The sequence below is a fragment of the Streptomyces capillispiralis genome (assembly GCF_007829875.1).
GTDB classification, from domain to species: domain Bacteria; phylum Actinomycetota; class Actinomycetes; order Streptomycetales; family Streptomycetaceae; genus Streptomyces; species Streptomyces capillispiralis.
The window spans coordinates 6,943,321-6,966,989 of the sequence record NZ_VIWV01000001.1; the positions used below are offsets into that span (position 1 = coordinate 6,943,321).

The window sequence follows — 23,669 nt, forward strand, 5'->3', positions numbered from 1 at the left end:
CTGACGGCCACGTGGTGTGGACCTCAGCCTATCGAGATCCATTCGCACTCCTGAACCGCGGCACCACCGTGAGACGGGCGTTGCTGGAAGGACCGTACTCTTGCCGCCATGCGACACGGCTCCATCCCCGGCGTCCACGGACGTGTGCGGCCCCTCACTCTGCTCGGCGACCCGGTGCTGCACGCGCCCTGCCGGGAGGTCACCGACTTCGGTCCTGAACTGGCGCGACTGGTGGAGGACTTGTTCGCGACGATGTACGCGGCGCAGGGGGTGGGCCTGGCCGCGAACCAGGTGGGTGTGCCGCTCAGGGTCTTCGTGTACGACTGTCCGGACGACGAGGACGTCCGGCACCGGGGCCATGTGGTGAACCCGAGGCCGGCCGAGACGGACGGGGTGGTGGTGCGCGGCCCGGAGGGCTGTCTGTCGCTGCCGGGCCTGGAGGCGGGGACGGAGCGGTACGACCACGCCGTGGTCGAGGGCTTCACGGTGACCGGCGAACCGGTCACCGTCCACGGGACCGGTTTCTTCGCCCGGTGTTTGCAGCACGAGTGCGACCACCTGGAGGGGCGGATCTACGCCGACCGGCTGACGGGGTGGCGGCACCGCAGGCTCATGCGCCGGGCCGGCCGTGCTTCCTGGAACCGGCGGGACTGACCGGCGCGGAACCGTGCGGGCCGGGCTTTCCGGGCCGGTCCGGCGCGATCGGTCCGCGGGAGGAGGGAGCCGGCGGCTCTCAGAACCCCGGTCCGCCGACCTTGTCGCCCGCCGCCGCGAGCCGCCCCCACAGCAGGTCGGCCAGGCTGCGCACCAGCTCGGCGCGGGAGCAGGGCCGTTCGCCGAGCCACCAGTCGCCGGCCGCGTGCATCATGCCGACGATGCCGTGCCCCCACACCCGGGCCAGCTGCTGGCTGCCGGGGCCGAGGTCCAGCCGGTCCTCGATCACCTGGGCCAGCTCCTCGCCCATGCGGCGCAGCAGCGGTGCGGAGTGCTTGCCGACGTCGAAGCCCTGGTCGCTCTGCGACCCCTCCGCCGGGTGCATCAGGAACCGGTACACCTGCGGGCGGGCCTCGATCGCCGAGAGGTAGGTGTCCAGGGTGGCCTCCACCCGCTCGCGCCGCTCCGCCGGGGCGTCCAGCGCGGCGCGCAGCGAGTCCAGCAGCGCGTCGGTGTGCCTCTTGGCCAGAGCGGCGTAGAGTCCTCCCTTGTCACCGAAGTGCCGGTAGAGGATCGGCTTGGTGATGCCGGCCTCGGCGGCGATCGCGTTCATCGAGGCCTGCGGGCCGTCGCGCAGCACCACGCGGTCGGCGGCCTCCAGCAGTTCGCGCCGGCGTCGGTCGGCGGACCGCTGCTGATCGGTCCGCTGTGTGGTCTCCATGAGCTCTCCCCACCCGTGCTGATTCGGTGACGCCTGCGCAAACTAACACTGAAGTCGCCCCGGTCCTCGAACGGGATGCCGACCGGTCCTGGGGAGTTGACTTTTCCTACCCACCAGTAACAGACTCGTGTTACCGCAAGTAACATGCACGTGCGCCGCCGCTGGAGGGGACATGGCCGAGTTCACCATGGAGCTCAACGACGAGCAGAAGGAGGTCCGGGACTGGTTGCACGGCTTCGCCGCCGATGTGATCCGCCCCGCGGCCGCCGAATGGGACGAGCGCGAGGAGACTCCCTGGCCGGTCATCCAGGAGGCCGCCAAGGTCGGCATCTACTCCCTGGACTTCTACGCCCAGCAGTACTTCGACGCAAGCGGTCTCGGCATCCCCATGGCGATGGAGGAGCTGTTCTGGGGCGACGCGGGCATCGCCCTGTCGATCGTCGGCACCGGCCTCGCCGCCGTCGGCGTCCTCGCCAACGGCACCGAGGAGCAGATCGGCACCTGGATCCCCCAGATGTACGGCGACGCCACCGACGTCAAGGTCGCGGCGTTCTGCTCCTCCGAGCCCGACGCCGGCTCCGACGTGGCCTCCATGCGCACCCGCGCGGTGTACGACGAGGCCAAGGACGAGTGGGTGATCAACGGCACCAAGACCTGGGCGACCAACGGCGGCATCGCCAACGTCCACGTCGTGGTCGCGGTCGTCGACCCGGACCTCGGCTCCAAGGGCCACGCCTCCTTCATCATCCCGCCGGGCACCCCCGGCCTCGCCCAGGGCCAGAAGTTCAAGAAGCACGGCATCCGCGCCTCCCACACCGCCGAGGTCGTCCTCGACCACGTGCGCGTCCCCGGCTCCTGCCTGCTCGGCGGCAAGGAGAAGCTGGACGAGCGCCTCGCCCGCGCCCGCGAGAAGGCCAGGAAGGGCGGCGAGCGCGTGAAGAACGCCGCGATGGCCACCTTCGAGGCGTCCCGCCCCGCCGTCGGCGCCATGGCGGTGGGCACCGCCCGCGCGGCGTACGAGGTCGCCCTCGACTACGCGACCACGCGCGAGCAGTTCGGCCGCCCGATCATCGACAACCAGGGCGTCGCCTTCCAGCTCGCCGACATGCGCACCCAGATCGACGCCGCCCGCCTGCTGGTGTGGCGCGCCTCGTGGATGGCGATCAACGGCAAGCCGTTCACGGCGGCCGAGGGCTCGATGTCCAAGCTGTTCGCCAGCGAGACGGCCAAGAAGGTCACCGCCCAGGCGATACAGATCCTCGGCGGCAACGGCTACACCCGCGAATACCCGGTCGAGCGCATGCACCGCGACGCCGCCATCTACACCATCTTCGAGGGCACGAGCGAGATCCAGCGCCTGGTGATCGCCCGCACCCTGTCGGGCATGCCCATCCGCTGAGGCGGCCCCCGGAGACGACCCGGCGGTGCGGGCGGCACCGCCGGGTTATCCGCGCCCCGCTCCCGGGAAGCCCTCGTGTGTGACCGACGCGACGGAGGACCCGATGACCCGCACCGCCCGGGAACTGCTGGAGACGACCACGCGGGAACTCGCCCCCGACCCGCGTTCCAACCCCCTCGTCCCCCTGATCGCCCGGGGCGAGGCGGACCGGGCCACCCTGGCCGCGCTCGCCCTGGAACAGCGGTGGGTGATCCCGGCGGACCGGACCGCCTTCCTGCACCTGGCCGAACGGTCGGCGGCCGCACCGGAGACCGCCGCGTACTTCACCGCCCTCGCCGACGGCGAGGCCCTGGCGGCGGGACACCTGGAGGTGTTCGCGGCGGCGTGCGGCGTGGACGCGACCCGCGCGGAGGCCTACGACCCCCTGCCCGGCTGCCAGTCCTACCCCGCCTACGTCGCCTGGCTGGCGCTCAACGCCGAACCCGCCGACATCGTCCTCGCCCTGACCGCCAACTTCTCGGCCTGGGGCGGCTACTGCGCGACGATCGCCGGGGCCCTGCGCACCCACTACGGCTTCACGGACGAGGCCTGCGCGTTCTTCGACTTCTTCGCGGAACCGGCCCCCGGCCTGGACGACGCGGGCGTCAAGGCGGTGCGGGCGGCCCTGGACGAGGGACGCCTCGACGAGCACCGCGCCCAGCGGTACGCCCGCTTGCTCCAGCGCTACGAGGCGATGTTCTGGTCGGCGCTGCGGGAACACCCGTAGGGGCGCGGGGAACCGCGCGATCGACCACGACGGACCGGCAGCCCGTTACGGCGCGCCCCCGCTGCTGTGGGCGATGCACGCCACGTCGATCCGATCGGCGAGCTTCGCCAGCTCGATGGTCAGCGCGGCCACCGTGTCCTCGTCGAGCCCTTCCTCCCCGGCCTCGACGAGCCGCACCCACCGCCCGCCCACCGTGCGGAGCAGCTTGCTGACATCGGCCGCGGCCACTTGCAGGGTCCCGCGGTCGTCGACGATCAGGGGGAGAGTCACTTCGCGGTTCACAGTCGGGATCGTATCCGCGCGGGCCTCACGCACCCTGCCAAACCGTGGTGATGTTGCAGAACTCGCGGATTCCGTGCCCGGACAGCTCACGCCCGTACCCGGACCGCTTGACCCCGCCGAACGGGAAGGCCGGGTGGGACGCCGTCATCCCGTTCACGTACACGCTGCCCGCCTCCAGGTCCCGGACGAACCGTTCGACCTCGGCCTCCTCCCGCGTCCAGACGTTGGAACTGAGGCCGAAGGAGGTGTCGTTGGCGATCAGCACCGCCTCGTCCAGGTCCGCCGCGCGGTAGAGCGTGGCGACCGGGCCGAAGGCCTCCTCCCGGTGGATGCGCATCTCCCGGCCGATTCCGGCCAGGACGGTCGGCGGATAGAACCAGCCGGGCCCGTCGGGGCGCTCGCCGCCGCACAGCACGGTGGCGCCGGCCCGCACCGCGTCGTCGACCAGTTCCTCCAGGTCGGCCCGGCCCCGTTCGCTGGAGAGCGGGCCGACGTCCGTCTCCTCGTCCATCGGGTCGCCGACCTTCAGCGCCCTCATGCCCTCCGTGAAGCGTTCGGCGAAGGCGTCGTAGACGTCCGTGTGCACGATGAACCGCTTGGCGGCGATGCAGGACTGCCCCGTGTTCTGGACCCGCGCGGTCACCGCGACCTCGGCGGCCCGGTCCAGGTCGGCGGAGGGCATCACCACGTAGGGGTCGCTGCCGCCCAGTTCCAGCACCGTCTTCTTGACCATCTCACCGGCGGTGGAGGCGACCGCGCGCCCCGCGGGCTCGCTCCCGGTGAGGGTGGCCGCCTTCACCCGCTCGTCCCGCAGGATCTCGTCGACCGCGGCGGAACCGATGAGCAGTGTCTGGAAACAGCCCTCGGTGAAGCCCGCCCGGTGGAACAGGTCCTCCAGGTACAGGGCGGTCTGCGGCACGTTCGAGGCGTGCTTGAGCAGGCCCACGTTGCCCGCCATCAGCGCCGGCGCCGCGAACCGCACCACCTGCCACAGCGGGAAGTTCCACGGCATCACGGCGAGCACCGGGCCCAGCGGCCGGTAGCGCACCAGGACCCGGGAGGCGCCGGAGTCCTTCACGTCGGCGGCGTCGGGCTCCTCGTCGGCGAGGAGGTCCGCCGCGTGATCGGCGTACCAGTGCATCGCCTTGGCGCACTTCGCGGCCTCCGCGCGGGCCTGCTTGACCGGCTTGCCCATCTCCGTGGTGATCACCCGGCCGATGGTGTCCCGGTCCTCGTCGAGGATGTCGGCGGCCCGGTGCATCAGGCGGGCCCGCTCCTCGAAGGTCGTCGTCCGGTACGTGCGGAACGTGGCCTCCGCGAGCTGGATCCGGTGCCCGATCTCCTCCTCGTCCATGGGGTGGTACGTCTTGACGGTCTCGCCGGTCGCCGGATTCACCGTGGCGATGTGCATCGCTGACCTCCCTGGGGACGGGCTGTGCCTTCCGACCTTCCCGCGCGCCGGTGGGCGGCGCAACGCGGGAGGTCTCCTCAGGGCGAGTGCTCCGCCAGCCGGTCGAGAAACGCGGCCTGCGCGGAGACGATCACTTCCCGGGCCCGGTCCAGGGGGAACCACGCGACCCGGTCCAGTTCCGGGAACTCCTGGATCCGTCCCGACTTCGGCGGCCACTCCATCGCGAACGTGCCGGGGACCACCGTCGCCGGGTCGAGGTCCGCCTCGACCGCCCAGGCCGTCACGGTCTTCCCGCCGGACTGCCGGACCTCCCCGAGCGGCACCGCCTCCCCGTCCGGCGGCGCCAGCCCCAGCTCCTCCCGGAACTCGCGGCGCGCCGCCTCCCAGGCCGGCTCGCCGGGGTCGTACTCACCCTTGGGCACGGTCCACGCCCCGGTCTCCCGCCGCGCGAAGAACGGGCCGCCCATATGACCGAGCAACACCTCCACGCCCCGGCCGGTGTGCCGGAACAACAGCAGTCCCGCGCTCCGGGAGCCCCTCACGGCCGTACCTCGGGGTGCGCGGCGAGCAGGGTCTCCACCGTGTCCGCCTCCTCGGGGCGCTTGTCCTCGCGGTAGCGGATCACACGGGCGAAGCGCAGGGTGACACCGGCCGGGTAGCGGGTGGAGCGCTGGAGGCCGTCGTAGGCGATCTCCACCACGAGTTCGGGGCGCACGGTCACGACGTAGCCGCTCTCGTCGACCGCCAGGTCCCGCAGCCGTTCGGTCTGCCAGGCCAGCATCGCGTCGGTCATGCCCTTGAAGGTCTTGCCGAGCATGGCGAAACCGCCGTCGGCGGTGCGGGCGCCCAGATGCAGGTTGGAGAGCTTCCCGGTGCGGCGGCCGTGGCCCCACTCCGCGGCCAGCACCACCAGGTCGAGCGTGTGCACCGGCTTCACCTTCAGCCACGAGGCGCCGCGCCGGCCCGCGCTGTAGGGGGCGTCCAGGCCCTTGACCACGACGCCCTCGTGGCCGCGCGCCAGGGTCTCGGCGAGGAACTCCTCCGCCGCGCTCACGTCGCCGGGACCCGACACCACGGTGCGGCGCACCCGCATCGGCTCCGGCACCAGCCGGGCCAGTTCCGCGTGCCGCTCGGTGAACGGCAGGTCCAGCAGGTCGCGGCCGTCCACGGACAGCGCGTCGAAGAAGACCGGGGAGACGGGGACCTCCCGGGCGGCCGTCGCCACGTCCGCCCGCGAGCCGACCCGCCCGGCGGTCTCCTGGAAGGAGCGGGGACGGCCCTCCTCGTCGAAGGAGATGACCTCCCCGTCCAGGATGAACCGCTCGCCCCGCAGCCGGAGGGCCGCCGCCGTCACCTCCGGCAGCCGGCCGGTGATGTCGTCGAGGGTGCGGGTGTGCACGCGTACCGTGTCGCCGTCGCGGTGGACCTGGACGCGGATGCCGTCGAGTTTCTCCTCGACCGCGCAGCTCCCCAGCTTCTCGACCGCCTCCGCGACCGAGGAGGCGCTGTGCGCCAGCATCGGCAGCACCGGGCGGCCGACGGTCAGCCGGAACCGCTCCAGCGCCGCGGGACCGTCCGCGAGCAGCGCCCCGGCCACCGTCTGCAGGGAGCCGGCCAGCATCACCGCCCGCCGCACGTCGGCGGGCGGCGCCCCCGTGGCCTGCGCCAGCCCCTCCACGGCGACCGCGTCGAGGGCGCCCTGGCGGACCTCGCCGGTGAGCAGACCCGACAGGAACCGCTGCTCGTCCTCGGTGGCCGCGCCCAGCAGCTCGCCGACCAGCCGGGCCCGCTCGGCCTGGGACCCCGGACCGGACACCTTGCCGAGCGCGGTGAGCAGGGCGTCGACCTCGCGCACGGTCAGGGACGGCTCGGCGGCCGGGGCGACCGGACGGCTCAGCACCTTCCAGCCCACGCCGATCCGCCCCTGCGGCAGCCGGCCCGCCAGATACGGGATGACGACCGGCACGTCGTCCGCCTCCGCCTCCCGGAACAGTCCGGCGAGCAGCGCGATCTTCCGGGTGCGCGCCGAGGTGGCGGCGACCTCCTGGGACACACGGGCCAGCCGGGACAGCAGCATGCAGCCATGGTGCTACGGAGGCGGCCGCTCCACACCCCGGCCGGACGGCTCAGTCGCCGACCGCGGCGTCCAGACGGCTCATCAGCAGGTCGCCGACGATCGCGGTCGCGGCGCGGTAGCCGCCGCTCGCCGCGTGCACGACCTGCTCGGCGAAGCCGATCGCGTTGCCCGCCGCCCAGACGCCGGGCACCGTGGTCAGGCCCGTGGGGTCGACGACCGGGTACGCGCCGAACGGCGTCTCGTTCAGTTCGGCGCCCAGCCGTTCCAGCAGGCCCGTCTGCGGCACCGGGCGCGGCCCGACGAAGAGCACGGAACGGGCGTGCGTGGTGCCGTCGGCCAGCCGCACCCCGGTGAGCCGGTCGTCGTCGGTGACCAGCTCAGCGACCTCCCCGGGGACGACGCCGACGCCGGCGGCGGCCAGCCTGCGCAGGTCCTGGTCGGACAGCTCCTCCTCGGCGACCCGGTGCAGGAAGAGGGTGACGTCCTTCGACCACTGGGACACCATCAGCGCCTGGTGCACGCTCATCGCGCTCGACGCGAGCACGCCGAAGGGCTCGTCGCGCACCTCCCAGCCGTGGCAGAACGGGCAGTGCAGCACATCGCGCCCGAACCGCTCGGCGACCCCGGGGACCTCCGGCAGTTCGTCCTTCAGCCCGGTGGCGACGATCAGCCGCCGGGCGCGCACGGGCCGGCCCGCGTCCAGGACGACGGTGAAGTCCCCGTCCCCGGTGACCTCCGTGACCCGGTCCCGGACGAGCTCGACGCCGTAGCCCGCGATCTCCTCCCGGCCCAGCGCCAGGAACTCGGCCGGGGACATCCCGTCCCGGGAGAGATAGCCCTGCATGTGGGACGAGGGCGCGTTGCGCGGCTCGCCCGCGTCGACCACCAGGGTGCGCAGCCGGGCCCGGCCGAGCACCAGGGCGGCGGACAGGCCCGCCGCTCCGCCGCCGACGACCACCACGTCGTAGCTCTCGTCCCCGGTCCGCCCGAGGTCTTCGTTCCTGCCGGTCTCGTTCATCGTGACCACCTCCACCACGACGGTCGCCCAGGAGCTGCCGGATTGACAAACAACTTTGCCGGTTCTGCAATACCGGTATGACGACGGACGACGTTCTCGCGGAAGTGGGCCCCCGGCTGCGGCGGATCAGGAAGGAGCGGGAGGTGACCCTCGCCGCGCTGTCGGAGGCGACCGGCATCTCCGTCAGCACCCTCTCGCGGCTGGAGTCCGGACTGCGCAAGCCCAGCCTGGAGCTGCTGCTGCCGATCGCGCAGGCCCACCAGGTGCCCCTGGACGAACTGGTCGGCGCGCCGCCGGTCGGTGATCCGCGCGTACGGGCCGAGCCGGTCCAGCGCTACGGCCGCACCCACTGGCCGCTCACCCGGCAGCCCGGCGGGCTCCAGGCGTTCAAGGTGCTCGAACCCCAGCGCAAGCTGGAGCCGGAGCCGCGCGTCCACGAGGGGTACGAGTGGCTGTACGTGCTGGCCGGGAAGCTGCGCCTGGTGCTCGGTGAGCACGACGTGGTGCTGACGGCGGGGGAGGCCGCCGAGTTCGACACCCGCGTGCCGCACTGGTTCGGCTCGACGGGCGAGGGCCCCGTGGAGTTCCTCAGCCTGTTCGGCCCGCAGGGGGAGCGGATGCACGTGAGGGCGCGGCCCCGGCAGGGATGACCGGGGCGTCCGGCGGGCGTGACGTGCGCGACGGTTCCCCGATCAGCAAGCGACCGCTTAGTATGCGGTGGACCCGGTCAGGCGAACACGACGTTCACACCCCCGTGGAGGCCCCGCATGCAGGCATGGCAAGTGCACGAGCTCGGCGAGCCGGGCGAGGTGATGCGCCGCGCGGAGGTGGCACCGCCGACGCCCGGCGAGGGGCAGGTCCTGCTCAGGGTGCGCGCCGCCAACATCAACTTCCCGGACGCGCTGATGTGCCGGGGCCAGTACCAGGTCCGGCCGCCGCTGCCGTTCACGCCGGGCGTGGAGATCTGCGGCGAGACCGAGGACGGGCGCCGCGTGATCGCCAACCCGGTACTGCCGCACGGCGGTTTCGCCGAGTACGCCGTCGCCGACGCCGCCGCGCTGCTGCCCGCCCCGGACGCACTGGACGACGCCGAGGCCGCCGCCCTGCACATCGGCTACCAGACCGGCTGGTTCGGCCTGCACCGCCGGGCCGCTCTGGAGGCCGGCGAGACCCTGCTGGTGCACGCCGCCGCGGGCGGGGTCGGCAGCGCGGCCGTGCAGCTCGGCAAGGCCGCGGGCGCCACCGTCATCGGTGTGACCGGCGGCGCCGACAAGGCGGCCGTCGCCCGCGCACTGGGCTGCGACGTGGTGATCGACCGGCGCGAACAGGACGTCGTCGCCGCGGTGAAGGAGGCCACCGGCGGCCGGGGCGCCGACGTGATCTACGACCCCGTCGGCGGCCAGGCCTACGCCCAGTCCGCCAAGGCGGTCGCCTTCGAGGGCCGGATCGTCGTCGTCGGCTTCGCCAGCGGATCGATCCCCAGCCCGGCGCTGAACCACGCCCTGGTGAAGAACTACTCGATCCTCGGCCTGCACTGGGGCCTCTACAACACCAGGAACCCGAAGCTGGTCCAGCACTGCCACGAACAGCTCACCGGCCTCGCCGCCCGGGGCGCGATCAAACCGCTGGTGAGCGAGCGCGTCCCGCTCGCCGAAGCCGCGGCCGCCGTCCAGCGGGTCGCCGACGGGGCCACCACCGGGCGCGTCGCCGTGCTGCCCGGCCCGGAGAACGAAGCCGCCGCATGACCGACGCCGCCGAACTGCGCCGCCGCACCCAGGAGTTCCTGGCCGCGCACCCGCCCGCCGGCACCGCCCGCCCGGACTTCCTGAGCGCCCGCTTCGACGCCGGACTCGCCTGGGTGCACTTCCCCCCGGGGCTCGGCGGACTCGACGCGCCGCGCTCCCTCCAGGCTGTCGTGGACGCCGAGTTGGAGGCCGCCGACGCCCCCGACAACGACCCGCGGCGCATCGGCATCGGGCTGGGCATGGCCGCCCCCACCATCCTCCAGTACGGCACCGAGGAGCAGAAGCGGCGCTTCCTCAAGCCCCTATGGACCGGCGAGGAGGTCTGGTGCCAGCTGTTCAGCGAGCCGGGCGCCGGCTCCGACCTGGCCGCGCTCGGCACCCGCGCCGTACGCGAGGGCGACCACTGGGTGGTCAACGGGCAGAAGGTGTGGACCTCCAGCGCCCACCTCGCCCGCTGGGCCATCCTCATCGCCCGTACCGACCCGGACGTGCCCAAGCACCGGGGCATCACCTACTTCCTCTGCGACATGACCGACCCCGGGGTCGAGGTGCGGCCCCTGCGCCAGATCACCGGCGAGGCCGAGTTCAACGAGGTCTTCCTCACCGACGTCCGCATCCCCGACTCCCGCCGCCTCGGCGAGGTCGGCGACGGCTGGCGGGTCGCCCAGACCACGCTCAACAACGAACGCGTCGCCATCGGCGGCATGCGGCTGCCCCGCGAGGGCGGCATGATCGGCCCGGTCTCCAGGACCTGGCGCGAACGCCCGGAACTGCGCACCCACCACCTGCACCAGCGGCTCCTGAAGCTCTGGGTCGAGGCGGAGGTCGCCCGGCTCACCGGCGAACGCCTGCGCCAGCAGCTCGTCGCCGGACAGCCCGGCCCCGAGGGCGCCGGCATGAAGCTCGCCTTCGCCCGCCTCAACCAGGAGATCAGCGGCCTGGAAGTGGAACTCCGCAGCGAGGAGGGCCTGTTGTACGACGACTGGACCATGCGCCGCCCCGAACTGGTCGACTTCACCGGGCGCGACGCCGGCTACCGGTACCTGCGTTCCAAGGGCAACAGCATCGAGGGCGGGACCAGCGAGGTCCTGCTGAACATCGTCGCCGAGCGCGTCCTGGGCCTCCCGGCCGAGCCGCGCACCGACAAGGACGTCGCCTGGAAGGACCTGGCCCGATGAGCACACAGCCCGACCTGCTGTACTCGGAGGAGGAAGAGGCGCTGCGCGCCGCCGTCCGGGACCTGCTCACCGACCACTGCGACGCGGCCGGGGTGATCGCCCGCACCGAGACGGACACCCCGCACGACCGCTCCCTGTGGAAGGCGCTCACCGACGGCATGGGCCTGGCCGGCCTGCTGGTCCCCGAGGACCGGGGCGGCCAGGGCGCGACCCACCGCGAAGCCGCCGTCGTCCTGGAGGAACTGGGACGCGCCGTCGCCCCGGTGCCGTATCTCACCAGTGCCGTGGTGGCCACCGAGGCGCTGCTGGCCTTCGAGGACGCCGGTGAGCTGGTCGACGCGCTGGCCTCCGGGCGCACCGTCGGGGCGCTCGCCGTCGGGCTGCACACCGCTCCCGGCGCCGCGTTCACCACCGTACGGCTGGAGGACGGGGCGCTGCACGGGGAGCTGACCGGCATCGCGGACGCCGCCGCGGCCGACGTCCTGCTGGTGCCGGCCGACGACGGCGGGCTGTACGCCGTCGAGGCCGGAGCGGTCACCGTCACCCCGCAGACGTCCCTCGACCTCACCCGGCCCCTGGCCCGGGTCGCCCTCGACGGCGCACCGGGACGCCGTCTGGGCGACGCCGGACCGGCCGTGCGGCGCGCCCTGCGGGCCGGCGCCGGACTCCTCGCCTCCGAACAGCTCGGCGTGGCCGACTGGTGCCTGACCGGGACCGTCCGCCACCTCAAGGACCGCAAGCAGTTCAACCGCCCCGTCGGCGGCTTCCAGGCGCTCAAGCACCGGCTCGCCCAACTGTGGCTGGAGGTCGTCCATCTGCGCGCCGCCGCGCGGGCCGCCGCCGACGCACTGGCGACCGGGGAGGACACCGACGTGACGGTGACCGTCGCGCAGGCCTACGCCGCGTCCGTGGCGGTCCGCGCCGCCGAGGAGGCCCTGCAACTGCACGGCGGCACCGGCATGACCTGGGAACACCCGGTGCACCTCTACCTCAAGCGCGCCAAGGCCGACTCGATCGCCTACGGCACGGCGGGCGCGCACCGGGAGGCGCTGGCCGCGCTGGTGGACCTGCGGGCCCCCTGACGCGGCGCCCCGGCACACCGGACCGAACAGCCGGAGAAGCCCGCCCCTCCGGGGGCGGGCCTTTTCGTGCCGGCACGCGACGGGAAGTGAACGCCCGACGGCGGATCGGCCAACTCACCGCACGGCCCCGCTCCTTCGGCGCCCGTGGACCCCATACTCACTGGGGTCCCGTACGGCACATCCAGGGAGGCAGAGCATGGCCCTCACCACCCGTCGCAGAGCCCTCACCACCCTCGGCGCCGCCCTCGCCGGCTCCGTCGCCCTGCCCACGGCCCAGGCGCTGGCCGGCGAACAGAGGCACCGCCCCCGCCCGTTGTGGCGCGCCCACGCCCACAACGACTACGAGCACCCCCGCCCCCTCCTCGACGCCCTCGACCACCGCTTCGGCAGCGTCGAGGCGGACATCTTCCTGGTCGGCGACCAACTCCTCGTCGCCCACGACCCCGAGGACCTCGACCCGTCCCGCACCCTGGAGTCGCTGTACCTCGACCCGCTCGCCGCCCGGGTCCGCGCCCACCACGGCTCCGTCCACCGCGGGGACCGCAGGCCGCTCCAGCTGCTGGTCGACCTCAAGACCGAGGGCGCGTCCACCTACCTCGAACTCGACCGCCACCTGCGCCGGTACCGGGGCCTGTTCACCACCTACGCGCACGGCAGGGTGCTGCCCGGCCCGGTCACCGTCGTCGTCTCCGGCGACCGCGCGGCCCGCGTGCCCATGGAGGCCCAGCGGGTGCGCCGCGCCTTCTACGACGGCCGCCTCGCCGACCTCGGCGGCCCCGCGCCGGCCGCGTTCATCCCGCTGATCAGCGACAACTGGACGCTCAACTTCACCTGGCGGGGCGCCGGCGCCTTCCCCGACGCCGAGCGCCGCAAGCTGCGCGGCATCGTCGACGGCGCGCACGCTCGCGGGCAGCGCGTACGGTTCTGGGCCACCCCGGACCAGCCGGGCCCCGAGCGCGACGCCCTGTGGGCCGAACTCGTCGCGGCGGACGTCGACCACCTCAACACCGACGACCTCGCGGGACTCGAATCCTTCCTCGACTCCCATCGGCGGGCGTGACACCACACGTTCGGCGGACAGCTCAGCAGCCCGGACGGACCCTCCGCTGCGCCACACTTGCGGCCGAACGCCGCGAAACGGATGTGGCGGAGGAGGACGACGATGGCGATTTCCATCTCTGTGGTGCTGCTACTGGCGCTCCTGGCGGTGATCTTCCTGCGCAACGGCGGGCTGAAGATCTCCCACGCGCTGGTCTGTCTGCTGCTCGGCTTCTACCTGGCCAGCACCAGCATCGCGCCCACGATCCACAGCGGCCTCACGGCGACCGCCGAGATCGTCGGCAGTCTGCGGCCGTGAGGCCACCGCGGTGACCGAGGGGTCAGCGGTCGGTCACCGCGTCGCGCGGCAGCACCGTGACGCGGTGGAAGTTGCACCCGGCCGGTGCGGACAGGGCGGACGGGAGCCGGTTCTGGTGGGCCTTGAGGGCGACGCTCACCAGGCTCAGCAACAGGTCCACGTCGGTGGCGCAGTCCAGATGCACCGTCACCCAGCACGACCCCGGCACCAGCTGGATCGCACTCGACCCGCCCAGGTCGTAGTGGAAACGCTGGATCGCGCGGTGGGTGAGGTGGAGGTCCACGTCCCGCGGTGAGTGGAAGTGGACGATCTCGTCACGGCTGCTGCGGAGCGCCTGCCCCGTACCGCAACCGGCCGGACAGGCCGTGAGATCGGGCCATGTGAGCAGTCGCTCCATGGCTCGCTGCGCCGGTGTCATGCACTCATCGTCGCCTGCTTACCGTGCGGCCACCAGGAGTTGGACGATTTGTAATCGACCGGTGAGGTTCCGTCGGGGATTCGTCGCCGTCGCCCCCGCCGCAGCACGATCATGTCACGGCGGCCGGCGCGGCGACGGCCTCGAACGGCGGCGGGATCCGCGCGACACCGCCCGGCCGGTCCCGCTCAGTCCCGCTCGGCCACCGCCGCCGGGTCGTCCAGCACGCCCCGCACCACCGAGTGCGCCGCACCCAGCAGCGGGCCCTCGGGGCCCAGCGCCGACACGGACACCGGACAGGCCGGCCCCGCCGTACGCCGGGCCAGTTCGGACCGCAGCGAGGGCAGCAGCCAGGGCGCGAGCCCGGACAGGGCGCCGCCCAGCACCACGCCCTCCGGGTCCAGCAGGTTCACCGCCCCGGTCAGGGCGATCCCCAGCGCCGTCCCCGCGTCGTGCAGGGCGCGTCGCACCTCGGCGTCGCCCTGCTCCGCGCGGCCCGCGAGGAGACCGACGCGGTCCTCGCCCGGCTCCAGTCCGGCCGCGCGCAGCACCGCCTCCTCACCGGCGTACTGCTCCAGGCAGCCCCGTCCGCCGCAGGCGCAGGGGGGCCCGTCGGGGTGGACCGGGACATGGCCCAGCTCGCCCGCGAAGCCGCGGTTGCCGTGCAGCAGCCGCCCGTCCACGACGACCGCGGCACCGATGCCGATCTCGGCCGACACATGGAGGAAGTCACGGGGCGTGTCCTCACCGAGCCACAGTTCGGCCAGGGCGCCGAAGTTGGCCTCGTTGGCCACGGTGAGCGGGAACCGCGCCGGGAGCAGCTCCCCGAGGTCGGTGTCCTGCCAGCCGAGGTTCGGGGCGCGTACGACGGTCCGGGCGTCGCGCGCCACCAGACCCGGTACGGCCACGGCGAGTCCGGCGGGCCACAGGCCCTCGCCCTCCGCCTCGGCGACGACCCGGTGGGTCAGCTCGGTGAGTTCGCCGAGCACCGGTGCGGGGGAGCGGTCCCGGTTGGGCACGTGCCGTACCGCCCGGGCCCGGACCCGGCCGCGCAGGTCGACCGCGCAGACCGCGAGGTGGTCGACGCCGACCTCGGCGCCGATCCCCGCCGGGCCGCGCCCGCTGACGGCCAGCGCCGAACCGGGACGGCCCACCCGTCCGGGCCGCTCGGGCCCCAGCTCCTCCAGCAGACCCGAGCGGATGAGCTCGTCCACCAGCGTGGAGACCGCCGCCCGGGTCAGTCCGATGCGCGAGGCGACGGCGGCCCGGGACAGCGGCCCCTCGGCGCTGACGGTGTGCATCACCCGCGAGAGGTTGCGGCGTCGCATGCCCTGCTGGGTGTCGGGCAGTGCGCGCCCCGGGCCGGCCGGGCGGGCCTTGTGCGGCGGTGCGCTCATTCCTCCGTCATTCCTCGGTCTCGGCCGGTCTCACGTGTCCGCGTCACCGCGGCCACGTGTCCCGCCGTCAGTCGGTGTCCGTGCCGCGCTCCAGCAGCGGGGCCGCGTCGGAGAGTACCCCGGCGAGCCTGGCCAGCGTCTCCTCGTCCCGCTCCACCGCGTCCAGCACCGGACCGGCCGCCGTGTCCCAGCGCCGGGCGACCGCCGCCGGGTCCTCCCCGGTGAGCAGCCCGGCCGCCTGCGCCGCCGCGCCGAGCGCCACCAACTCCCTGGCCTCCGGCACCTGTACGGGCCGGCCCGACAGCCGCCGCACGGTCTGCTGCCAGGCCGTGCCGCGGGCGCCGCCGCCGATCAGCAGCAGGGGCGCCGCCGGGTCGGCGTCCGCGTCGACGACGAGGTCGAGCGCGGCCAGCAGGGAGTACACGGCGCCGTCGTAGGCGGCCTGGAGCAGCTGGCCGCCGGTGGTGTCGTGGCGCAGTCCGTGCAGCAGGCCGGAGGAGCGGGGGAGGTTCGGGGTGCGCTCGCCGTCCAGGAAGGGCAGCAGCGTGACGCCCCGGCCGGGCTCGACGGCCTCGCGGTCCAGCCCGAGCAGGGTCGCCACCCGGTCGACGGCGAGGGTGCAGTTGAGGGTGCAGGCCAGCGGCAGCCAGTCGCCGCGCGCGTCGGCGAAGCCGGCCACCGTGCCGGTCGGGTCGGCCGGCCTGTGCCGCGACACCGCGTACACGGTGCCCGAGGTGCCGAGGCTCATCACCGGCGTGCCGGGACGCACTCCGAGGCCCAGCGCGGCGGCGGCGTTGTCACCCGTGCCGCACGCCACCAGGGTGCCCTTGGAGAACGGCAGGTCGTGGCTGTCGCGCACGGTCCCGGCCACCTCGCCGGGCCGTACCACGCGGGGCAGCAGCGCCGGGTCGAGTCCCACGTGCGCCAGCGTCTCCTCGTCGTACGACTCCGTCCCCGACGCCCACCAGCCGGTGCCGGAGGCGTCGCCGCGGTCGGTCGTGCCCTGCCCGGTGAGGCGTTCGGTGAGGTAGTCGTGGGGGAGGCGGACGGCCCTGGTGGCGCGGACCGCCTCCGGCTCGTGCTCGGCCAGCCAGGCCCACTTGGTGACCGTGAAGGACGCGGCGGGCACACTGCCGGTGCGCTCGGCCCAGGCCTTGGCGCCGCCCAGTTCCTCGATCAGCCGGCGGGACTGGGGCGCCGAGCGCACGTCGTTCCACAGCAGGGCCGGGCGGACCGGCTCGCCGTGCCCGTCCAGCGTGACCAGGCCGTGCTGCTGGCCGCCGATTGACACGGCGGCGGCCTCGTGCGCCGGCTCGCCGCACTGGCGCAGCGCCTCGCACAGGGCGTCCCACCACTGGCGCGGATCGCTCTCCCGGCCCGCCCCCGAGGTCACCGTGTGCGGCGCCTGGCCGCTCGCGACGATCCTGCCGGTGGCCACGTCGACGACCAGCGCCTTGGTGGACTGGGTGGATGTGTCCACGCCGACGACGAGCGGACCCTCGGCTGCTGACATCGGTTTCTCCCTTTTCCGCGGCTCAGCGGGGTGTGTCTCTTCCCTGGAATGCTCCTGCATACTAATTTGTAAAGCGCAATGACGAAATAGTCTCAGCGAGCAAGGAGCCGCGGCATGAACTATCAGCCCACCCCCGAGGACAAGTTCACCTTCGGACTGTGGACCGTCGGCTGGCAGGGACGGGACCCCTTCGGTGACGCCACCCGGCGCGCCCTCGACCCGGTCGAGTCGGTGCGGCGCCTGGCCGAGCTGGGCGCCCACGGCGTCACCTTCCACGACGACGACCTCATCCCCTTCGGCTCGAGCGACAGCGAGCGCGAGGAGCACGTCAAGCGGTTCCGGCAGGCGCTGGACGACACCGGCATGAAGGTGCCGATGGCCACCACCAACCTGTTCACGCACCCGGTGTTCAAGGACGGCGGCTTCACCGCCAACGACCGCGACGTGCGCCGCTACGCGCTGCGCAAGACCATCCGCAACATCGACCTCGCGGTCGAGCTCGGCGCGGAGACCTACGTGGCCTGGGGCGGCCGCGAGGGTGCCGAGTCCGGCGGCGCCAAGGACGTGCGGGACGCCCTCGACCGCATGAAGGAGGCCTTCGACCTGCTCGGCGAGTACGTCACCTCCCAGGGCTACGACATCCGCTTCGCCATCGAGCCCAAGCCGAACGAGCCGCGCGGCGACATCCTCCTGCCGACCGTCGGCCACGCCCTGGCCTTCATCGAGCGGCTGGAGCGCCCCGAGCTGTACGGCGTGAACCCCGAGGTCGGCCACGAGCAGATGGCCGGGCTGAACTTCCCGCACGGCATCGCCCAGGCGCTGTGGGCGGGCAAGCTGTTCCACATCGACCTCAACGGCCAGAACGGCATCAAGTACGACCAGGACCTCCGCTTCGGCGCGGGCGACCTGCGCGCCGCGTTCTGGCTGGTGGACCTGCTGGAGTCGGCCGGCTACGAGGGCCCGCGGCACTTCGACTTCAAGCCGCCGCGGACCGAGGACTTCGACGGCGTGTGGGCCTCGGCGGCCGGCTGCATGCGCAACTACCTGATCCTCAAGGAGCGCGCGGCCGCCTTCCGCGCGGACCCGGAGGTGCAGGAGGCGCTGCGCGCCGCCCGTCTGGACCAGCTGGCCCAGCCCACGGCGGCCGACGGTCTCCAGGCGCTGCTCGACGACCGGTCCGCGTTCGAGGACTTCGACGTCGACGCGGCCGCCGCGCGGGGCATGGCCTTCGAGCACCTCGACCAGCTGGCGATGGACCACCTGCTGGGCGCCCGCGGCTGAACCCCCACCGCGCGGAGCACGGCCGACCGGCGGGAACACCGGTCCGGCCGTGCCGCGTGGGGGCGGGGGGCGTCAGGGGTGCGGCGTCCGTTCCGCTGCGTTCGCCGCGCCGCGCCGCCACCTCGCAGGCGTCGGGCTCGCCGGGCCGTGCCGGGGCCCGGTCCCGGGCCGGGCTGCGCGGTGGCCGGAGCCGGTGAGGTGAGGTGACCGCAGCCGGTCCGGTGGGGGGCCGGACGGCGCACCACGACTGGCCTGCGGCTGCCGGCATGGCGACCCGCGCGGCGCTCGTGCGGGTCTCGTGCGGGTCTCGTCCGGTGGGCGCCGGTGCCGTGAGCCGCGCTTGCGCGCTTCCCGCTTCCCGCTCGTGCGCTTCCCGCTCGTGCGCTTCCCGCTCGTGCGCTTCCCGCTCGTGCGCTTCCGCGCGTGCTGTCGTGTTGTCGCGCGGCGGGCGTGTCTGCGCGCGGAGTGGGGCGGCGGCGTCTCTGCGCGCCGAGTGACGCGATGGACGTGCTCCGCGTGGAGTGCTGCGGAATCGTGGCGTCCGTGCGCCGGCTCCGTACCAAGCCCCGCGCGGCGCCCTCGCGTCGGGCCGGGGACGCGGTGACCATGGCCATGCCACCCGTACCGCCTCCGCCCCCGGCCGGCCCGCCGGGCGACACGCCGCCCCCGGGCGGCCACTCAGGACCGCCCTCCTACGGCGACGCTCCGCCGCCCCCGCCCTCGGGCCCGCCGGGCGACCGAGGCGGCCCGGGAGGGGGCCCCGGCAGGCGCAGGCTCCTGCTCGTCCTGCTCGCCGTGATCGCGGCCGTCGTCGCCGTCTCCCTCGTCGTGCTGAGGGCGACGGGCGACGACGACCCGGACAGGGAACCCACCGAGACCGGCACCAGCAGGGGATCCCCGGACCCGTCGCTGGGCATCCCCTCCGAGCTGCCCAGCGGTCTGCCGAGCAGGCTGCCGTCCGGCCTCCCGACGGAACTCCCGTCCGAACTGCCGTCCGGTTTCCCCACCGAGCTGCCGAGCGGGCTGCCCAGCAACCTGCCGAGCGGCCTCGAATCGCTCCTGCCGTCCCTCGGGGACGTCGACCTGCCCTGACGAGCAGGCCGCCCGGCGCGCCCCGGTCCGCCTACTCCCCGGAGGCGCGCTCGGCGGACGCGAGGGCCGTCGCCGGATCCTGGGCGGGGCCACCCGCCGGGAGCCAGCGGCCGCGCTCCTTGCGGTACGGCCACCAGCGGCCGTCGCGGTCCAGCCGCAACTGAACGGGCGCGGCGACGGCCGTCCAGCGGTTGGCCCGGGACCGCAGCACCGGTCGTTCGTCCTCGGCCCAGGCCGATCCCAGGGCGGCACGCGCGCGTGCCAGGTCCTCGCCCCGCACCGTCCACTCCTCGTCGAGCACGTCCAGCGCCGCCGCACCACCGTGCCGCCAGGCCCGTACGGCCACGGCCAAGCCCTCCCGGCCACGTCCCGACCCCTCGGCGAGCCGGTCCGCCACCGCGCGCCCGGGTTCCCCGGCGGCCAGTCGCACCGCGTCCCGCGCCACCGTCGGCTCCGGCTCCACGGGGTGGTGCTCGTGTCCCTCCCGCAGCGCCTCCGCCAGGAGGAGGCGGGCCCGCGCGGCGGTGCGCGCCGTCAGGAACTCCAGCGCCGGCGGATCGACCCCGGCGGCCGGCTCCGCTTCCGTGTCCAGCGACGGCGCGACGCCCGGCGCCCCCGGGAGCGCCGGGGCGGCGGGCAGCGACGGCAGGATGTCGCCCGCCGCGTACGCCTCGGCCGCGTCCACGCCCTCGGCGTCCCCCGCTCCGGGCCGCCCGTGCGGCCCGTCACCGTGCGTCTGCAGCGCTTCCAGCAGGTCGCGCTCCCCGCGCCCCCGCATCAGCAGCAGGACGAACGGATCCTGGTCCAGCAGCCGGGCCACCTGATAGCAGAGCGCCGCCGTGTGACCGCAGTGGTCCCAGACCCCGCAGTCGCACTCGGGCTCCAGGTCGCCCAAACCCGGCAGCAGTTCCACACCGGCCAGTTCCGCGTCCTCGACCAGATGCGTCGGCATCTCGCGGTCGAGCAACGCCGCGACGTGCCCGGCCCGTTCCACGGCCATCGACAGGAACCGGTCCCACTGCTCCCCGGACAGCTCCTGCAGCAGCACATCCGCGCGGTGGGCCGTGCCGTCCCGGTCCTGTACGACCGCCGTGATCCGCCCCGGCCGCACCGACACCGCTCCCACCGCTCCCGCGCGGGCGAGCCTGCGGCCCGCCTTGAGCTGGCCCGAGTCCAGCGCCGTGCCCTCCAGGGCCGTCAGCCAGGCCCGTCCCCACCAGGTCGCGGCGAAACCGCGTCCCCGCGCGGGGGGCAGCGCGGCGAAGGTGCGCTCCGCTCCGGCCCTGTCACCGTCGTGGCGTGTCATCGCAGTCCTCCTCGCAGTTCGACCAGGTCCGCCAGTTCCGTGTCGGTCAGCTCCGTGAACGCGGACTCACCCGCGCCCAGCACCGCGTCGGCCAGCTTCCGCTTGCGGACCAGCAGTTCGGCGATGCGGTCCTCGACGGTCCCCTCGGCGACGATGCGGTGCACCTGCACCGGCCGGGTCTGACCGATCCGGTACGCGCGGTCCGTCGCCTGTGCCTCGACGGCGGGGTTCCACCAGCGGTCGTAGTGCACGACGTGCTCCGCGCGGGTGAGGTTCAACCCGGTGCCCGCCGCCTTCAGCGACAGCAGGAACACCGGAACCTCCCCGTCCTGGAAGCGCCGCACCATCGCCTCGCGTTCGGCGACCGGGGTGCCGCCGTGCAGGAACTGCGACGGTACGCCCCGCGCGGTCAGATGCCGCTCCAGCAGCCGGGCCATCCGCACGTACTGCGTGAACACCAGCACACCGGCCTGCTCGGTGAGCACCGTGTCGAGCAGTTCGTCCAGCAGCTCCAGCTTCCCGGACCGCCCCGCGACCACCGGCCGCTCCTCCTTGAGGTACTGCGCCGGGTGGTTGCAGATCTGCTTCAGGCCGGTCAGCAGCTTCACGATCAGTCCGCGCCGCGCCATGCTGTCCGCGCCGGAGATCTCCTCCAGCGCCTCGCGCACCACCGCCTCGTACAGCGCCGTCTGCTCCGCGGTGAGCGACACGGCGTGGTCGGTCTCCGTCTTCGGCGGCAGCTCGGGCGCGATGCCCGGGTCGGACTTGCGGCGGCGCAGCAGGAACGGCCGGACCAGCCGGGCCAGGCGCTCCGCGGCGGCCGGGTCCTGTCCGCCCTCGACGGCGTCCGCGTACCGCCTGCGGAAGGTGCCCAGCCCGCCCAGCAGACCGGGAGTCGTCCAGTCGAGGATCGCCCACAGCTCCGACAGGTTGTTCTCGACCGGCGTGCCGGTGAGCGCCACGCGCGCGCGGGCGCCGATGGACCGCAGCTGCCGCGCGGTCGACGAGTACGGGTTCTTCACGTGCTGGGCCTCGTCGGTGACGACCATGCCCCAGGGGACCTCGGCGAGCCGGGCGGCGTCCAGCCGCATGGTGCCGTACGTGGTGAGCACGACCTCGCCGTCGGCGAGGTCGTCCAGCGAGCGCCGTCCGCCGTGGAAGCGGCGCACCGGGGTGCCGGGCGCGAACCGTTCGATCTCCCGCTGCCAGTTGCCCATCAGTGACGTCGGGCAGACCACGAGGGTGGGTCCCGCCGACGCGGGATCGGTCCGGCGGTGCAGATGCAGGGCGATCAGGGTGATGGTCTTGCCGAGTCCCATGTCGTCGGCGAGACAGCAGCCGAGGCCCAGGGAGGTCATCCGGGCCAGCCAGTTCAGGCCGCGCCGCTGGTAGTCCCGCAGTGTGGCGGCGAGGGCGGCGGGCTGTTCGACCGGCTCCTGCTCCTCGGGGTCCGCGAGCCGGTCCCGCAGGGTCGCCAGCCATCCGGTGGGCCGCACCTCGATCCGGCTTCCGTCGACCTCCACGGAGCCGGTCAGGGCCGCACCGAGCGCGTCCACGGGCGTGATTTTGTGATCCTGGCGGGCGCGGGCCCGGGCCAGTTCACGAGGATCGACCAGGACCCACTGGTCGCGCAGCCGCACGAGGGGGCGGTTCGCCTCGGCCAGCCGGTCCAGCTCCTCGCGGGTGAGGCGTCCCTCGCCCAGGGCGAACCACCAGTCGAAGGCGAGCAGCGCGTCGGCGGACAGGAACGACGGTCCCTGGGCGAAGCCGGCCCGCCCGGATCCCGGCTCGTCGTCGGCCGGACCGACCTCCGCGCGGGTGGTGAGTTCGCGGATCAGCTCCTTGGGCCAGTGGACGTCGACGCCCGCGCCGGCGAGCACCCGGCCGGCATCGCCGAGGAGTTCGGCGACCTCCTCCTCCGCCAGGTCGACCGCGTCCGGCACGGCCGCCGACAACAGCGGGGCGAGCGGCGCCCAGGCCCGCGCCGCGCGGCGCAGCACGAGCAGGGCGTCCATCCGCGCGGCGGAGCCGAAGTCCGTCTCCGAGGCCCCGGACCACACGTCGGCGGCGTCCGCGACGAGGGCGGTGTCGTGCACGCCGTGCATCTGGAGCACGGCCCGGAACGACACGTCGGCGCCGTCGGACATGCCGTCGGATGTGCCGTCGGATGTGCCTGACGCCGCGTCCGTCAGGCCGTGCACCTCGATCCGCAGCGACAGCCGTACTCCCGCGTCGTGGCCCGCAGCGATGTCGGCGGCCCAGGGCCGCAGTCCGGGCAGCCGGTGCGGCTCCGGCACCGCGAAGGCCGGGCCCCCGGTGACCAGGTGGGCGGCGGGGGAGCGCGGGAGGGTGTCGGCCACCGCGTCGAGGAAGGCGCGCAGCAGCCGTTCGGGGTCGGGCAGACGGGGTGGTCCGGTGCCGTCCAGCGGTACGGCGTGCGCTTCCGGCGGCATGGCGGCGGCCAGCCGGCGGACCGCCTCGATGTCCTCCGCGTCCAGCGGGCCGATGCGCCAGGCGTCGTGGTCGGCGGGGGACAGACCGGGCAGCAGCAGCCCTCGCGCCACCAGGTGCAGGGCCTGCACGGCGGCGGCGCCCCAGAACCGTGCCGCGCGATGCCCGGCACCGTCCGCCCGCGCACGCGTGAGGACCGGCAGCGCGGCGTGCACCGGCAGCAGGGCGGCGGGCACGCGCACCGCCTCGACCCCCTCGTCGCCGGGCACCACGACGGCCAGGTGGCCGGCCGTCGCCGTGTCGGTGAGGGGCGGAGCGGAACCGTCGGGCCGCCAGAAGGCGACCCGGCCGGTGCGGGCGGGGTCACCGGGGACGAACACCGCCGGACAGCGGGCCAGTTCGGAGTGGGCTCGGGAGGACGCCGGGGGAGGGATCTGCTCAGCGATGACAAGTCCTCAAACTTGACTAGTGAAGCCGGAGTCGCCGAGAGTACCGCATGACCGGCGCCGCCGGGTGTGCCATCG

Annotated in this window: 22 protein-coding genes; 11 read left to right on the forward strand and 11 right to left on the reverse strand. The window is 74.0% G+C overall.

Features of this window, described 5'->3' with window-relative positions:
• The first annotated feature begins 108 nt into the window (after nt 1-108).
• On the forward strand, nt 109-654 hold the full coding sequence (gene def / locus FHX78_RS30550) for a peptide deformylase (RefSeq protein WP_145870616.1): 546 nt from the start codon (nt 109-111) through the stop codon (nt 652-654).
• A 79-nt stretch (nt 655-733) separates the two neighbouring features.
• On the opposite strand, the gene FHX78_RS30555 is transcribed toward def, so the two are convergent.
• On the reverse strand, nt 734-1,375 hold the full coding sequence (locus FHX78_RS30555; protein ID WP_145870617.1) for a TetR/AcrR family transcriptional regulator: 642 nt from the start codon (nt 1,373-1,375) through the stop codon (nt 734-736).
• A gap of 172 nt (nt 1,376-1,547) precedes the next feature.
• On the opposite strand from FHX78_RS30555, the gene FHX78_RS30560 reads away from it, so the two are divergent.
• Nucleotides 1,548-2,774 (forward strand): acyl-CoA dehydrogenase family protein, encoded by a 1,227-nt coding sequence (locus FHX78_RS30560; RefSeq protein WP_145870618.1) that lies wholly within the window; start codon nt 1,548-1,550, stop codon nt 2,772-2,774.
• A gap of 103 nt (nt 2,775-2,877) precedes the next feature.
• Nucleotides 2,878-3,540 (forward strand): thiaminase II/PqqC family protein, encoded by a 663-nt coding sequence (locus FHX78_RS36935; RefSeq protein ID WP_167532003.1) that lies wholly within the window; start codon nt 2,878-2,880, stop codon nt 3,538-3,540.
• A 45-nt stretch (nt 3,541-3,585) separates the two neighbouring features.
• Here the strand turns inward: FHX78_RS36935 and FHX78_RS30570 are convergent, their stop codons facing one another.
• From FHX78_RS30570 to FHX78_RS30590, 5 genes are all read right to left on the reverse strand, one after another.
• Nucleotides 3,586-3,822, reverse strand: a complete 237-nt coding sequence (locus FHX78_RS30570) for a DUF6213 family protein (protein WP_142196766.1) — start codon at nt 3,820-3,822, stop codon at nt 3,586-3,588.
• 25 nt (nt 3,823-3,847) lie between these two features.
• Entirely contained in the window at nt 3,848-5,233 is a 1,386-nt protein-coding gene (locus tag FHX78_RS30575; protein ID WP_145870619.1) for an NADP-dependent succinic semialdehyde dehydrogenase, read from the reverse strand.
• Between the two features lie 77 nt (nt 5,234-5,310).
• The gene (locus tag FHX78_RS30580) at nt 5,311-5,775 is read right to left on the reverse strand and encodes an NUDIX hydrolase (RefSeq protein WP_145870620.1); all 465 of its coding nucleotides are present in this window, start codon (nt 5,773-5,775) and stop codon (nt 5,311-5,313) included.
• A complete protein-coding gene (locus FHX78_RS30585) occupies nt 5,772-7,310 on the reverse strand; it encodes an ATP-dependent DNA ligase (protein ID WP_145870621.1) in 1,539 nt (512 codons plus the stop codon). The genes FHX78_RS30580 and FHX78_RS30585 overlap by 4 nt, the downstream gene beginning before the upstream one ends.
• A gap of 49 nt (nt 7,311-7,359) precedes the next feature.
• A complete protein-coding gene (locus FHX78_RS30590) occupies nt 7,360-8,328 on the reverse strand; it encodes an NAD(P)/FAD-dependent oxidoreductase (RefSeq protein WP_145870622.1) in 969 nt (322 codons plus the stop codon).
• Nucleotides 8,329-8,405: 77 nt separating this feature from the next.
• Between FHX78_RS30590 and FHX78_RS30595 the strand changes: the two genes are divergently transcribed.
• The 6 genes from FHX78_RS30595 (at nt 8,406) to FHX78_RS30620 (ending at nt 13,690) form a co-directional block, all read left to right on the forward strand.
• Nucleotides 8,406-8,978, forward strand: a complete 573-nt coding sequence (locus FHX78_RS30595) for a helix-turn-helix domain-containing protein (protein WP_145870623.1) — start codon at nt 8,406-8,408, stop codon at nt 8,976-8,978.
• Between the two features lie 117 nt (nt 8,979-9,095).
• Nucleotides 9,096-10,073 (forward strand): NADPH:quinone oxidoreductase family protein, encoded by a 978-nt coding sequence (locus tag FHX78_RS30600; protein WP_145870624.1) that lies wholly within the window; start codon nt 9,096-9,098, stop codon nt 10,071-10,073.
• The gene (locus tag FHX78_RS30605; protein WP_145870625.1) at nt 10,070-11,251 is read left to right on the forward strand and encodes an acyl-CoA dehydrogenase family protein; all 1,182 of its coding nucleotides are present in this window, start codon (nt 10,070-10,072) and stop codon (nt 11,249-11,251) included. Before FHX78_RS30600 ends, FHX78_RS30605 begins: the two co-directional genes overlap by 4 nt.
• Nucleotides 11,248-12,333: an acyl-CoA dehydrogenase family protein gene (locus FHX78_RS30610; protein WP_145870626.1), complete on the forward strand. Its 1,086-nt coding sequence runs from the start codon at nt 11,248-11,250 to the stop codon at nt 12,331-12,333. Before FHX78_RS30605 ends, FHX78_RS30610 begins: the two co-directional genes overlap by 4 nt.
• A 196-nt stretch (nt 12,334-12,529) precedes the next feature.
• A complete protein-coding gene (locus FHX78_RS30615) occupies nt 12,530-13,393 on the forward strand; it encodes a phosphatidylinositol-specific phospholipase C/glycerophosphodiester phosphodiesterase family protein (protein WP_145870627.1) in 864 nt (287 codons plus the stop codon).
• Nucleotides 13,394-13,495: 102 nt separating this feature from the next.
• Nucleotides 13,496-13,690: a hypothetical protein gene (locus FHX78_RS30620; protein WP_145870628.1), complete on the forward strand. Its 195-nt coding sequence runs from the start codon at nt 13,496-13,498 to the stop codon at nt 13,688-13,690.
• A 22-nt stretch (nt 13,691-13,712) separates the two neighbouring features.
• Here the strand turns inward: FHX78_RS30620 and FHX78_RS30625 are convergent, their stop codons facing one another.
• From FHX78_RS30625 to xylB, 3 genes are all read right to left on the reverse strand, one after another.
• Nucleotides 13,713-14,108, reverse strand: coding sequence for a luciferase domain-containing protein (locus FHX78_RS30625; protein WP_145870629.1), 396 nt, complete (start codon nt 14,106-14,108; stop codon nt 13,713-13,715).
• A gap of 185 nt (nt 14,109-14,293) precedes the next feature.
• A complete protein-coding gene (locus tag FHX78_RS30630) occupies nt 14,294-15,502 on the reverse strand; it encodes an ROK family transcriptional regulator (RefSeq protein ID WP_145870630.1) in 1,209 nt (402 codons plus the stop codon).
• A 67-nt stretch (nt 15,503-15,569) separates the two neighbouring features.
• On the reverse strand, nt 15,570-17,015 hold the full coding sequence (xylB, locus tag FHX78_RS30635; protein WP_145870631.1) for a xylulokinase: 1,446 nt from the start codon (nt 17,013-17,015) through the stop codon (nt 15,570-15,572).
• 114 nt (nt 17,016-17,129) lie between these two features.
• Here xylB and xylA point away from each other — a divergent pair, with 114 nt between their 5' ends.
• Nucleotides 17,130-18,296, forward strand: coding sequence for a xylose isomerase (xylA, locus tag FHX78_RS30640; protein WP_145870632.1), 1,167 nt, complete (start codon nt 17,130-17,132; stop codon nt 18,294-18,296).
• A gap of 606 nt (nt 18,297-18,902) precedes the next feature.
• The gene (locus tag FHX78_RS30645) at nt 18,903-19,388 is read left to right on the forward strand and encodes a hypothetical protein (protein WP_145870633.1); all 486 of its coding nucleotides are present in this window, start codon (nt 18,903-18,905) and stop codon (nt 19,386-19,388) included.
• Nucleotides 19,389-19,419: 31 nt separating this feature from the next.
• On the opposite strand, the gene FHX78_RS30650 is transcribed toward FHX78_RS30645, so the two are convergent.
• Nucleotides 19,420-20,694, reverse strand: coding sequence for an SWF or SNF family helicase (locus FHX78_RS30650; protein WP_145870634.1), 1,275 nt, complete (start codon nt 20,692-20,694; stop codon nt 19,420-19,422).
• Complete coding sequence (locus FHX78_RS30655; protein WP_229924022.1) at nt 20,691-23,525, reverse strand: DEAD/DEAH box helicase; 2,835 nt, start codon at nt 23,523-23,525, stop codon at nt 20,691-20,693. The genes FHX78_RS30650 and FHX78_RS30655 overlap by 4 nt, the downstream gene beginning before the upstream one ends.
• Nucleotides 23,526-23,669 lie beyond the last annotated feature (144 nt).

Coding starts and splice junctions, on each gene's coding strand:
- xylB (WP_145870631.1), bottom strand. CDS start 17,015: ATGTCAGCAGCCGAGGGTCCGCTCGTCGTCGGCGTGGACACATCCACC.
- FHX78_RS30600 (WP_145870624.1), top strand. CDS start 9,096: ATGCAGGCATGGCAAGTGCACGAGCTCGGCGAGCCGGGCGAGGTGATG.
- FHX78_RS30620 (WP_145870628.1), top strand. CDS start 13,496: ATGGCGATTTCCATCTCTGTGGTGCTGCTACTGGCGCTCCTGGCGGTG.
- FHX78_RS30560 (WP_145870618.1), top strand. CDS start 1,548: ATGGCCGAGTTCACCATGGAGCTCAACGACGAGCAGAAGGAGGTCCGG.
- FHX78_RS30585 (WP_145870621.1), bottom strand. CDS start 7,310: ATGCTGCTGTCCCGGCTGGCCCGTGTGTCCCAGGAGGTCGCCGCCACC.
- FHX78_RS30590 (WP_145870622.1), bottom strand. CDS start 8,328: ATGAACGAGACCGGCAGGAACGAAGACCTCGGGCGGACCGGGGACGAG.
- FHX78_RS30650 (WP_145870634.1), bottom strand. CDS start 20,694: ATGACACGCCACGACGGTGACAGGGCCGGAGCGGAGCGCACCTTCGCC.
- FHX78_RS30575 (WP_145870619.1), bottom strand. CDS start 5,233: ATGCACATCGCCACGGTGAATCCGGCGACCGGCGAGACCGTCAAGACG.
- FHX78_RS30630 (WP_145870630.1), bottom strand. CDS start 15,502: ATGAGCGCACCGCCGCACAAGGCCCGCCCGGCCGGCCCGGGGCGCGCA.
- FHX78_RS30595 (WP_145870623.1), top strand. CDS start 8,406: ATGACGACGGACGACGTTCTCGCGGAAGTGGGCCCCCGGCTGCGGCGG.
- FHX78_RS36935 (WP_167532003.1), top strand. CDS start 2,878: ATGACCCGCACCGCCCGGGAACTGCTGGAGACGACCACGCGGGAACTC.
- xylA (WP_145870632.1), top strand. CDS start 17,130: ATGAACTATCAGCCCACCCCCGAGGACAAGTTCACCTTCGGACTGTGG.
- FHX78_RS30625 (WP_145870629.1), bottom strand. CDS start 14,108: ATGACACCGGCGCAGCGAGCCATGGAGCGACTGCTCACATGGCCCGAT.
- def (WP_145870616.1), top strand. CDS start 109: ATGCGACACGGCTCCATCCCCGGCGTCCACGGACGTGTGCGGCCCCTC.
- FHX78_RS30610 (WP_145870626.1), top strand. CDS start 11,248: ATGAGCACACAGCCCGACCTGCTGTACTCGGAGGAGGAAGAGGCGCTG.
- FHX78_RS30605 (WP_145870625.1), top strand. CDS start 10,070: ATGACCGACGCCGCCGAACTGCGCCGCCGCACCCAGGAGTTCCTGGCC.
- FHX78_RS30555 (WP_145870617.1), bottom strand. CDS start 1,375: ATGGAGACCACACAGCGGACCGATCAGCAGCGGTCCGCCGACCGACGC.
- FHX78_RS30645 (WP_145870633.1), top strand. CDS start 18,903: ATGGCCATGCCACCCGTACCGCCTCCGCCCCCGGCCGGCCCGCCGGGC.
- FHX78_RS30615 (WP_145870627.1), top strand. CDS start 12,530: ATGGCCCTCACCACCCGTCGCAGAGCCCTCACCACCCTCGGCGCCGCC.